The organism is Pseudomonas sp. MPC6 (assembly GCF_006094435.1).
Classification (GTDB): Bacteria; Pseudomonadota; Gammaproteobacteria; order Pseudomonadales; family Pseudomonadaceae; genus Aquipseudomonas.
Genome location: NZ_CP034783.1, coordinates 2,679,343 through 2,691,092 on the forward strand (window position 1 = coordinate 2,679,343; position 11,750 = coordinate 2,691,092).

10 protein-coding genes are annotated in these 11,750 nt (G+C 58.5%); 5 read left to right on the forward strand and 5 right to left on the reverse strand.

The window, feature by feature from the left end; translation table 11 throughout:
* Positions 1-70: 70 nt before the first annotated feature.
* Positions 71-589 (reverse strand): G/U mismatch-specific DNA glycosylase, encoded by a 519-nt coding sequence (gene mug, locus ELQ88_RS14600; RefSeq protein WP_138965901.1) that lies wholly within the window; start codon positions 587-589, stop codon positions 71-73.
* Positions 590-597: 8 nt separating this feature from the next.
* Complete coding sequence (locus ELQ88_RS14605) at positions 598-1,224, reverse strand: TetR/AcrR family transcriptional regulator (RefSeq protein WP_138965903.1); 627 nt, start codon at positions 1,222-1,224, stop codon at positions 598-600.
* 223 nt (positions 1,225-1,447) lie between these two features.
* On the opposite strand from ELQ88_RS14605, the gene ELQ88_RS14610 reads away from it, so the two are divergent.
* The 5 genes from ELQ88_RS14610 to ELQ88_RS14630 all read left to right on the forward strand — a co-directional run bounded on the left by ELQ88_RS14610 (position 1,448) and on the right by ELQ88_RS14630 (position 7,565).
* On the forward strand, positions 1,448-2,587 hold the full coding sequence (locus tag ELQ88_RS14610) for an HlyD family secretion protein (RefSeq protein ID WP_128870537.1): 1,140 nt from the start codon (positions 1,448-1,450) through the stop codon (positions 2,585-2,587).
* Positions 2,584-4,071 carry a DHA2 family efflux MFS transporter permease subunit gene (locus ELQ88_RS14615; RefSeq protein ID WP_138965905.1) on the forward strand — a complete coding sequence of 496 codons (1,488 nt, stop codon included), beginning with the start codon at positions 2,584-2,586 and terminating at the stop codon, positions 4,069-4,071. Before ELQ88_RS14610 ends, ELQ88_RS14615 begins: the two co-directional genes overlap by 4 nt.
* Positions 4,072-4,090: 19 nt before the next feature.
* On the forward strand, positions 4,091-5,560 hold the full coding sequence (locus ELQ88_RS14620; protein ID WP_138965907.1) for an efflux transporter outer membrane subunit: 1,470 nt from the start codon (positions 4,091-4,093) through the stop codon (positions 5,558-5,560).
* A 31-nt stretch (positions 5,561-5,591) separates the two neighbouring features.
* Positions 5,592-6,542, forward strand: a complete 951-nt coding sequence (locus ELQ88_RS14625) for an aldo/keto reductase (protein WP_138965909.1) — start codon at positions 5,592-5,594, stop codon at positions 6,540-6,542.
* 69 nt (positions 6,543-6,611) lie between these two features.
* A complete protein-coding gene (locus ELQ88_RS14630; RefSeq protein WP_138965911.1) occupies positions 6,612-7,565 on the forward strand; it encodes a LysR family transcriptional regulator in 954 nt (317 codons plus the stop codon).
* A 47-nt stretch (positions 7,566-7,612) separates the two neighbouring features.
* Here ELQ88_RS14630 and ELQ88_RS14635 read toward each other — a convergent pair whose 3' ends face one another.
* From ELQ88_RS14635 to ELQ88_RS14645, 3 genes are all read right to left on the reverse strand, one after another.
* The gene (locus ELQ88_RS14635) at positions 7,613-7,885 is read right to left on the reverse strand and encodes a DUF2790 domain-containing protein (RefSeq protein ID WP_138965913.1); all 273 of its coding nucleotides are present in this window, start codon (positions 7,883-7,885) and stop codon (positions 7,613-7,615) included.
* A gap of 252 nt (positions 7,886-8,137) precedes the next feature.
* Entirely contained in the window at positions 8,138-9,394 is a 1,257-nt protein-coding gene (gene glyA / locus ELQ88_RS14640; protein WP_138965915.1) for a serine hydroxymethyltransferase, read from the reverse strand.
* A gap of 455 nt (positions 9,395-9,849) precedes the next feature.
* Positions 9,850-11,556: an ATP-binding cassette domain-containing protein gene (locus ELQ88_RS14645; protein WP_138965917.1), complete on the reverse strand. Its 1,707-nt coding sequence runs from the start codon at positions 11,554-11,556 to the stop codon at positions 9,850-9,852.
* Positions 11,557-11,750 lie beyond the last annotated feature (194 nt).

The following is an 11,750-nucleotide window of genomic DNA, read 5'->3' on the forward strand; positions in this document are numbered from 1 at the left end:
AGAGCGCTCGGGTCGGGTTTGCCCATAGGGTTGCATTGACACCTCAATGATGCCATCGCCACCCATTCATCTAGAACCGACTCTCATCCGCTGCCAGTCGGAGTTGGCGATATGCGCCCACCAATTGATCGAGGGTAAACGTGCGATTTCGCCCGCTGGGATTGGGCAGGACCCACACCTCGGCGTTGGCGAAGGCCTTCGGCTGCGGCCCCCACGCAACGTCTCGTTGGCCGGACAACGCGCAATACGCCGCCTTGCCGAGAAAGGCCACGAAGCGGGGCGCATGGCGGATGATCTTCTGTTCAAAATCCGCAGCGCCAGCAATCAATTCTGCGGCAGACAGCTGATCCGCCCGCGCCGTGGGCCGGGCGACTACCGCCGTCAATCCGCACTGATACTGCAAGATCGTCCGGTCGTTTGCCGGGCACACTTCTTCCGGGGTGAAACCGGCAAGGTGCAGCGTGCGCCAGAAGCGATTGCCTCTGCCGGCAAAATGATGCCCCTGTGTGGCAGCCATCACGCCCGGGTTGATCCCGCAAAAAATCACCGCAAGATCCTTGGCAAGAATGTCTTCGAGTCTTTCGCCCACCTTGAACCTCACACTGCGCAAATCACGCGGACCGCAGCGCGCGCAAGCGCCGTCAACTCGGCACGGGATTTACCCGCCCGCGCACGTATCGAAATGCTGTGCAGCAGGGATGACGCGAGTACGGCCAGCGCCGCCAAGTCGACATCGGCCTTGAGTTCGCCGCAATCAACGGCCACCCGCAGACGCGTTTCAAGATCGGCATCCAGCCTGCTGAGGCGCTGCGACAGCACCTCGCGTATTTGCGGATCCTCGACCGCTTCAGTGGTCGCCGTGCCTATCGCAAAGCAGCCACGGGGTTGGCCGTCCCCCGAAAAATAGATCGACAGCTGCCCCTCGTAGAAACCCAGCAACGCCTGCTCCAGCGTCAGATTGCTGTCGGTCAGCACCTCCTGCATGGCCGCGGCGGCGAACGCCCAATACTGCTCAAGCGCCTTGATATAGAGCGCGTGCTTGTCACCGAATGCCGCATACAGGCTGGGGCGGTTCATGCCGGCCGCGGTGGCGATGCTGTCCAGTGACGCGCCGGAGTAGCCGGTGTTCCAGAAGACCCCAAGCGCCTGCTGCAGCGCTGTCTGCGGGTCGTAGGCACGGGGGCGGCCCCGGCCTTTGCCCGCGCTGATTTTATTTTGTGCCATGTTGTACAAAATCCTTGAGCAAGGGTGAATGAGTGGATATTCTTACACCATCGCACAAAATTAAGGAACCAGAAGTTCCTCGATGGCAGGTTTGTTGTAGCGGAGCTCTAACCGGGTGTTGCGGCGACGAAACAGGTGCGGCGGGAGTGATCCTCCCGACCGCGCACGCTAAGGCTGTTTTTTGGGTGTCAGCCCCATTTCCCGGTTAAAGGTGGATTCGATCATGACCAAACAGTTCGACATCTCGGCGACGCAGGCCTTCGAGCATCCAGGGCCGAACCTGGCAGACACGCCGCTCAACAAACCGTTGAAAGAGAGACTGCGGCCACTGCTGATGGTGGGGGTGCCCGCGCTCTTCGCTGCGGTGGGCTACGCCTGCTATCTGGCGGGCGAGCCCTTTGTTTCCACCGACAACGCCTACGCCCGGGTGGCGAAGGCTTCGATCAATGCGCGCATTTCCGGACAGGTCGTCGACATCGCCGTCGAAGACAATCAGCCGGTTCGCAAGGGTCAGGTGTTGTTCCGGATCAATCCGGAGCCGTTCCAGATCGCCGTCAACCGTGCGCAAGCGCAATTGAGCGTCGCGCGGCTGCGCATCGACGGGCTCAAGGCCCGCTATCGGCAGCAGCAGGCTGAATTGCAATCGGCCAAGGCATCGGCCGGCTTCGATCAAAAGGAGTTCGCCCGGAAGAAGGCACTGGTTGCCAGCGAGTTCGTTTCCCGAGCGATCTATGAGCGTGCGGACACCGATCTGCAAGTCGCACGACAACGCATAGCGTCTATCGAACAACAGATCGCCAGTACGGTCGTGGCCTTGAACGGGCATCCCGACATTGCCGTCGATAACCACCCGGAAGTGCGTGAAGCCCAGGCCCGGGTTGACGAGGCGCAGCTGTATCTGTCGTACGCGACGGTGTACGCGCCTGACGATGGCATTGTGGCTAAGGTCGACGATTTGCAGGTGGGCAACTATGTCACCAGCGGTGCGCCAGCCTTTGCTCTGCTGTCTGATCGCCAGGCCTGGGTGGAGGCCAACTTCCGCGAAACCCAGGTGACCCATATGCGTCCCGGCCAGGAAGCGACCATTCGTATCGATACCTACCCGGATCACGTTTTCAGGGCCCACGTCACCAGCATGAGCCCTGGCGCCGGGTCGGACTTCGCCCTGTTGCCGCCGGAAAATGCGACCGGCAACTGGGTCAAGGTGATCCAGCGGGTGCCGGTCCGGCTCGAACTGGATGAGCTGGACCCGGCTTTGCCACTGTTTTCGGGGACCAGCGCCACGGTCGAGGTCGATACCGGGTATCGCACGCCCTGGTGGCATCCACTCAAAAGTCTGTTGAGCGCAGGTAACTTTCGATGAACGCCAACCCTGTCGAAAAACCGCAAGGGGAGGGTGCGCGCTTGCTGAGGTTGGCCGCGCTGCTCGCGACCTATATGCAGTCAGCGAACCTGCCGTTGCCGAACTCGGCCCTGAGGTTCATTCAGGGCAGCTTGTCGATGACCGACGACCAGGCCGGCTGGATATTCACCGCGTACCTCGCGGCCAGTGCTATCACGTTGCCGATTGCCCAATGGCTCGCGGGTCGTTATGGCTTGAAGCGGGTTTATCAAACCGCACTGGCCGTCTTCGTCCTTGGCTTGCTGCTCGCCACCCAGGCAACGACGCCCCTGGAGTTCGTCGGTGCGCGCATCGTTCAAGGCGCTGCAAGTGGCGTGCTGGCACCGCTGTCGATGGCGATTGCCCTGGAGACATTAGCCCCGGCGCGACGCGCGAAATTCGGCACGGTGTGGACGGCCATCGTGCTGTTCGGCATCGCCAGCGGCCCGAGCATCGGCGGCTGGATCAGCGAACATTTCGGATGGCGCCCGATGTTCTACAGCAGCGTGCCGTTATCGGTGTTCATCTTTCTGGTGATGGCACTGTTGCTCGGGGAGAAGAAGGCCGAGAAAAGTCAGTCTTTCGACTTCTTTGGCTTCGGCACCTTCACCCTGGGGTTGATCAGCCTGCAGATGCTGCTCGACCGCGGTGAGCGCCTGGACTGGTTTGCCTCGACCGAGATCTGGCTGGAAGCGATGGGCTGTGCGCTGGGGCTTTACCTGTTCGTGGTCCACGTGCTGACCGCGAAGGTGCATTTCCTCAACAAAGGTTTGTTCAGGGACCGCAACTTCGTGCTGTCGACGATTATCTTTTTTGCCCTGGGTTTCGTGCTGTTGTCGACCATGGCACTGACGGCGCCGATGCTCGATGAGCTGCTCGGATTTGCGCCCGACACCACCGGCTTTCTGACGATACCGCGAGGCGTTGGGCTGGTAGGCGCGTTTTTGCTGATGGGGCGGCTGTCCGATCGCCTCGACTACCGGCCGTTCGTGGTGGCGGGCATCGCCCTGGTGATATATGCCAACTGGTTGATGCTGGGTTATTCGCCCTTGATGGACGGCTGGCCGGTGGCGGTTGCCGGGGCACTCCAGGGCGTCGGCCTCGGTGTATTGATGCCGGCGATCAGCAAGGTGGCGTTCAGCACGCTCGACCCCAAGCTGCGGCCGGAAGGTACCGGGTTGTTCAATCTGGTTCGCGTCTATGGAAGCACCATCGGCGTGGCGATCGTGCAGATTTTCTTCTTCAACAACACCCAGGCGATGCACATGGCGCTGGCCAGCAATCTGACGCCTTATCGCGTTACTGCGCAGTCGGTGACCCTGCAAACACTGGAAGGGCTCAATCACATGATTACCCACCAGGCCGCTTTCATCGCCGTTGTCGGCCAGTTCAAGATCCTGATGTTGGCAATGGTGGTGGTGTGTCCGCTGGTTGTGTTTCTTCGCAAACCCGTCCCGGCCTACTAGTTTTCGTGGAGTCTGCCCAATGAAAAGCGCAATCAACAGACAGCGGTTCCAGACGATGGTCGGGGCTCTGTCGGCTCTCATGCTGCTGTGTGCCTGTACCGTCGGCCCGGACTTTCAGAGGCCGCCGCCGAGCCAGTCGCAGCACTACGACCAACAAGCCGAGCAGCGCCTCGGCCAGGGTGGTGAACGGCAGATTGCCCTTGGCCAGAAGGTCCGAGGGGATTGGTGGTCGGCCTTGCAGTCGCCAAAGCTCGACAAGGTGGTGCGTCGCGCCATCGACGGCAATCTTGAGCTGGTGGCGGCGGACGCCACCATTCGCCAGGCGGCGTCCTCCGTCGCTGCCGCAGAGGGCACGCTGTATCCGCAGGTCGATTTTGCCGCCCAGGCGGGCCGGCAACGGGTGCACAACGCGGCCGAGCCAGCCGTCTCCAATTTCTATGCAATCGGACCACGGGTCGGCTTCGACCTTGATGTATTCGGCGAGAACAAGCGGCGGGTCGAACAGCAGCAAGCGTTTACCGAGCGACAAAAGCATCGATACGAAGCGGCGTACCTGACCCTGACGGGCGATGTCGCGAGCCAGGCCTTGTTGATTGCTTCGGCCAACGCGCAAATGCAAGCCGTGCAAAAACTGCTGGCCAATGACGCGAAGAATCTCGAGCTGGTACGCATGGCGCACCTTAATGGCAGCACTACCCAGATCGATGTTTCGCTGGCCGAGACCCGGCTCGCCCAGGACCGCACGCTGCTGCCGCCTCTCGCGCAGCAGCGGGACTCGGCGCGCCACGCACTGGCGATCTTGACGGGTAACGGTCCTGCCGACTGGATCGCGCCGGACTTCGATCTTGCCGAGTTTGTCTTGCCGTCGAACGTGCCCGTCAGCCTGCCTTCGGCAATGGCTCACGATCGGCCGGATATACGCCAGGCAGAAGCCGAGCTGCACATGGCCAGCGCCGCCGTGGGCATTGCGACAGCGAACCTCTATCCGCATGTCGAGCTGTCCGCGTTTCTGGCGCAGTCGGCTTCCGGCAATGGCGGTGCCGCACTCTGGGGGTTCGCGGCGGGGCTGGCGGGCCCGATCTTCGATGGCGGCACGCGCAACGCCGAACGGCAAGCGGCGATCGAGGGCTACAAGGCAACGCTCGCCGGCTACCAGCAGACTGTCATTCAATCCTTCGGTCAGGTCGCGGACACGCTGCAGGCGATCAACCATGACGCCGAACAACACCTGGCGCAGGAAGATGCGTTACGCGCGGCAGAAAGCAGTTTGCGCTTGAACCAGCAAGCCTATGCGCAAGGGGAGAACAGCATTCTCCAAGTGCTGGAGGCAGAGCGTGCCTATGAGCAAGCGTTGCTGGGCCACATCAGAGTGAAGACCGCGCAATACCTCGACACGGTGCGGCTGTACGTAGCACTCGGCGGCAATTCCATCGGTGTATTCGAGCAACGGGTTGCCGCTCGCGAAACACCCAACCGTTCTTATCAATAGCCGCTGTGGCCCCTGAGACTGGAGTACAGACATGTCATATGAAGCTTTTCACGATGCACTGCGCGATACCCGTTTTCCTCTTGTGCACGGCTCGGGTGAGATGCCGGCTGTCGGGTTCGGCACCTTGTTCCGCGATCTGGCGGTCACCACCCAAGCGGTCAAGGACGCACTGCAAACAGGCTTTCGCCATTTCGATTGTGCAGAACGCTATCGCAATGAGGACCAGGTCGGCGTTGCCATGAAGGAAATGATCGAGGCGGGGAAGGTCCGCCGGGAGGAGGTGTTCATTACCACCAAACTGTGGAACACCAACCATCGTCCCGAGCGAGTCGAGCCTGCTTTTGCAGCCAGTTGCCGACGGCTCCAGGTGGACTATATCGACTGCTATCTGATCCATACGCCCTTCGCCTTTCAACCTGGCGAGAACCAGGACCCGAGAGACGAGCAGGGGAACGTCATCTACGACCGTGACGTGACGTTGATCGAAACCTGGCGGGCGCTCGAGTGTCTGGTGGATCAAGGCCGCTGCAAGTCCATCGGCCTGTCCGATATCACCCTGGAGGCTTTAAAGGAAATCGTGGCGGCGGCCCGGATCAAACCGGCCGTGGTGCAGGTTGAAGCCCACCCTTATCTGCCTGAGTGGGAGCTGCTGGAATTTTGCCAACAGCAAGGAATCATCGTCCTCGCGTTTGCGCCACTCGGGCATGGCATGGCGCCGAACGTGCTGGAAGACGACGTGATAACCGGGATCGCCCGGCGCTTGCGCAAGACCCCGGCGCAAGTTGCACTGGCCTGGTCGGTGCAGCGTGGAGTCGCTTTCCTGACCACTTCTGCAACACTGAGCCATATTCAGGAAAACTTTGATATTGCGACGCTGCCTCATCGGGCCATGCATGAAATCAAGACCGATATTACAACCCGGGTACGCTTCAACTCGGTAGTGGAAACCGGCGTGCCTGGCTTCATTGCGCGGAAAAAGTGATACAGGATGCAGGGGCGGTCTGATGCCAGACCGCTTTTTTTCATCGGAAAGCTTGGACTGAGGTAGGCGATGGACGTTTTCCAAACCATGCGGTTTTTTGTGGCGGTCGCCCAGAGCGGCAGTTTCACGGCGGCGGCCGAACTACTGGACACCAACACCACCAACGTCTCCAAAGCCGTTTCCAGTCTGGAAGCCAGGTTGCAGACCCGCCTGATCAACCGGACGACCCGACGCCTGGCATTGACCGAAGCCGGCATGCGTTATCTGCAACGCTGCGAGAACATTCTTGACGAGGTACGGGAAGCCGATGAGGAAGCGGGCACTGCCCAGACCCTGCCCGTCGGCCGCCTGAAAATTCATGCGATGTCAGCCATCGGCAATCATTACGTGATCGATGCCATTGCCCAATACCGAGAGATTTACCCCTCGGTCATGTTTGACCTGACACTGACCAATCGGCTACCGGATTTGCTGGAGGAGGGGTATGACATGTCGATTGTTCTGGCGCGGGATTTACCCGACTCGGGTTTTGTCGCTCAGCGACTCGGCATTACCTGCAGCATTCTCTGCGCGTCGCCCGGGTACTTGCAGAAGCGCGGCATCCCCGATTCTCCAGGTGCTCTTGGCGCCCATGATTGCTTGAGGATCGTTAATACGGTGATGCCCGTCGAGAATTGGGCATTCAAGGGGCCGCAAGGGGTAGAAACAGTCAACGTGCCCTTGTCGCCTTTTCATATCAATACCGCCGATGGCATGACGGTGGCGATAAAACACGGGATGGGTATCGGCATCCAGCCTATTGCGTCTGCGGTCGATGGCCTCAAGGCGGGCGCTTTGGTGCGGGTGCTGCCGGACTATCATCTCGAAGAGTTGAGTCTGTTTGCCATCTATCCGTCACGCAAATTCGTCGATGCCAAAATAAAGACGTGGGTGGAGTTTCTTAAAAACGCCATTCCAGGCCTGTTGGCAGCAGATGAAAAAATCGCAGGCTCGCCAAAAAAAAATAATCAATCCGCGGTTTGATGACCTTGCAGACATGGAGTGTCGACCCTCCACCTTGCGCACCGTACTCAACCGTTGGAACAGCCAGTGCCCATCACTTGATATTGCAGCACATGACGCTGACCGTGGGAGTCTTCATAGGTCATCTGCGCCGGGACCGGCCCGCACTGATCGGCAATATCGGTCACCGTGATGACTTTGTCGATGTCGAGTTTTGTTGAGTAAGTGTAATTTTCCACCGGAGTCTGGCTGGCGTTGCCGGTTGTCTCGTTCTCGTCCGCATGGGCCTGTACGCCGGCAGTAGCAAGAACGAGAAGAAGCGCCATTCTGGAAATTTTCATGAGAGTCACCGTGTCGTTAAGGATTACTCGGCGCTCGAGTTGATTGCATTCATCTCGAACTGTGGAGTTTTTACCTTGCGAGCCAGTAGAGGCATGTGGCATTGGCTGACTTGGTAGACACGATGCTAAGTGTTCCCCCTTTGCTCAAATAGCGGCCCGGGGGACAAACACTGTTGCCGGATTCCCCATGAATGGCGACTTCGACGCGTTGATGCCTGAACGAGCGGGAGGGCCTGGCCCTCCCGTTGTGGATCAGTCGCGGTACACCGGGAAGTCACTGCACATCGCGGCAGCCAGGCTGGCGACCTGGGCCTCGACATCGGCGTCACTCAGGTGATCGAGAATGTCGCAGATCCAGCCCGCCAGCTCGATGCTCTGGGCTTCCTTGAACCCACGGCTGGTGATGGCCGGGGTGCCGATGCGCAGGCCGGAAGTCACGAACGGCGACTGCGGATCGTTCGGCACCGCGTTCTTGTTCACGGTGATGCCGGCGCGACCGAGGGCGGCGTCGGCGTCTTTGCCGGTGAGGCCCTGACGGATCAGGCTGACCAGGAACAGGTGGTTATCGGTGCCGCCGGACACCACATCGTAGCCACGGTCGATAAACACCTTGGCCATGGCCTGGGCGTTGCGGATCACTTGCGCCTGATAGGTCTTGAAAGCAGGCTCCAGCGCTTCCTTGAAGCACACGGCCTTGGCGGCGATCACGTGCATCAGCGGTCCGCCCTGGCCACCGGGGAATACCGCGGCGTTGAGTTTTTTCTCCAGTTCCGGATTGGACCTGGCCAGGATCAAACCACCACGAGGGCCGCGCAGGGTCTTGTGGGTGGTGGTGGTGACCACATCGGCGTACGGCAGCGGGTTCGGGTACAGACCGGTCGCGACCAGCCCGGCGACGTGGGCCATGTCGACGAACAGGTAGGCGCCGACTTTATCGGCGATCTGCCGGAAGCGCGGGAAATCCAGGGTCTTGGAGTAGGCCGAGAACCCGGCGATGAGCATTTTCGGCTGATGCTCGACCGCCAGGCGCTCGACTTCGTCGTAATCGATCAGCCCGGTATCGGTGTCGATGCCGTACTGCACCGCGTTGTAGAGCTTGCCGGAAAAACTGACCTTGGCGCCGTGGGTCAGGTGACCGCCATGGGCCAGGCTCATGCCCAGCACGGTATCACCGGCCTGCAGCAACGCCAGATACACCGCGGCGTTGGCCTGGCTGCCGGAGTGCGGCTGGACGTTGGCGTAGTCGGCGCCGAACAGCTGTTTGGCGCGGTCGATAGCCAACTGCTCGACCACGTCGACATGCTCGCAGCCACCGTAATAACGCTTGCCCGGATAGCCTTCGGCATACTTGTTGGTCAGGCCACTGCCTTGCGCCTCCATCACCCGTTGGCTGGTGTAGTTTTCCGAGGCGATCAATTCGATGTGATGCTCTTGCCGTGCGTCCTCGGCATTGATCGCCGCCAGCAGTTCATCGTCGTAGCCTTTGATCTGGTCGTGCTTGCTGAACATGGTGGAGTCCTCTGTTTATCTCTGAATGAGCTGACGGTCACCTGTAGGAGCTGGCTTGCCAGCGAAGGCGTCTCCAAGGGCGCTGCAAGGTTTGAGGCCGCCTTCGCTGGCAAGCCAGCTCCTACAGGGGTAATGCGGTGTTCTTGCCATCCCGCGAAGGGGTGGGAGGCGTGCTGATAGGCGCACGTGAAGTTGATTAGCAAGGGCGATGCCAGTCACGATTAGTATAATTAAATCAATAGGATGGAGTAATTTTGTGAGAAACAACTGAACTTCTTTGTATTGAAATCAATACAGGTGGTCCGGCGTATGTAGAGCGGAAAGGTGCCCAGTTGAAAGATACGGGGGGCGCGGCGGCGTGTATCGAATTCAATACAATGTATCGAATCCAAGACGCACCAGATTGCTCACAGTTGTCAGCTGGAACGCAATCAGAGGCGGTTTTTCTCCGAGTATTACGCTTGCGGTTGAAGGTCGCTCAACAGCGCTTTGATTGCCTTTCTGTTAACCAACTCACACCACGGGCCGTCGTCGATAATCGCACCGTCCTGCATGACGATGACTCGATCAAAGCGATACAGGTGGCCAACGTCGTGAGTGACACAAATCAGTCCGCGCTCGGCGAAGGTGTCGAAAAGCAAATCCCACACCGGAGTGGCGAGCTTCGGTTCGATCGACGCACTTGGCTCGTCGAACAGATTGAAGTGTCCTGGTCTGTTGATCAGGCGCAGTAGCGACAGGCGTTTGGCTTCGCCACCGGAAATATTGGCCGCGTTTTCGCTGAGGTTTCGCCGGGTAACAATCTCTTCAAGGTTCAATCGTTGTATCGCCTGGTGCAGATGTGGCGAAGGATTGATTCCGAACAGAACCGAGCGGTCGAAGGTGCCTTCCAGGAACTGCGGTGATTGAGGACAATATCTCAGGCAATTCAAGTGGGTCAGGGCGCTCAACCTGCAAACCGGCAGGCCGTCGATGCTCAACTGACTTCTGACCGAAGCATTCAATCCGGCCAGCGTTTCCAGCAAGGTGGTTTTTCCCGCCCCGCTGGGACCGGTAATGGCGACCGATTGGCCTTGTTGAAAGGTGATGGCATTCGCGATTGATAACCGGACCGCTCTGTTATCGGTCACTACGCAGGGGGCGAGCACCATGGTCGAGGCGTGCCGGGATGTGATTTCGGCTTGACGGTTGTCATGGTCAAAGTTTGGCAATGACAACAATTGCTGCAGTCGACGCTGGTCAGCGAGAAATTGGTCCAGTACTCGATAACCTTCGGTAAGCGCGGTGATGTTGAGTAAAAAACTTCCCGCAATGGAAAATATGGCTACCAGTTGCCCGACGCTGATGCTTGGCTCGCCCGACAATTGATCGAAAACACCCCAGCCCAGCAATCCTGCCGTGGAGAGGCTGACAAATAAAATTTTTGCCGCGCTCAGGAAGCCGCCGGAGCTTGTCACGGTTACTGCTGCGTTGGCGTATTGCGCGAAGGCGCGATTCAACGGTTGTGTTGCTGTGCGTTCGGATCTTTCCAGTTTTATCGATTTTCCCGCGGTCAGGGTATTGAACAAAATCGCACTTAACTCATCCTCTTGGTCGTTGACTGCATCAATATGCTTTCTGCGCCACCTGATTATTTTATGGGTGACAAACAGGTAGAGGATGCCAAGACCGGTCAGTGCGAGGAAAATCCCGGCACCACCCATATAAAGAAAAATACCCCCCACGATCAAAAACTCCAGACACATGGGGAATCCGACGGTCACGAAGAATGTCAATAATTGTTCATGGGCCGTGATGCCGCGCTCCACGGATTTGATGAAATGTCCGATGCGCCACGAATCGAAATGACAAAATTCTTTGCGCATCAACTCTGACATCCAGTCTATGGATGCATTCATCACGATCTGCTGCACTAATCTGGATAAAAGAAAAATTTGCAGTGGATTAATGATCGCTTGAATGCATCCAGCCAGGGCAAACGCTGCCGTCAGGGTAAGTAGCGTGTTGAGGGTTGTATGGCTATCATTGTTCAGCGCGTCGACGACGTTGCCTAACAGCAGGGGCGGAGCCAGCGCTATAAGCTTGAGCACTATGATGGTGGTTATTGTTGAAGTCAGCAGTGCTGCGTGTTTTTTACAGGCTGTTCTGATGAGTGTCTGCATGGGGCACCTGTCGCCTGTGTTTTTTGCGCAGGTGGATTAATAGCAGTGAGTTTTCACGTGTTCAATTGTTGGGGCGGATCTATCTTCCCATGATTATGTAGGAACGTTCCTATTTGCGGATAGGACAAATCCATTAGGTATTACGTTAATGTATTTATATATCGATTTACAGGTTCGTAGAAATCATCAGCAAA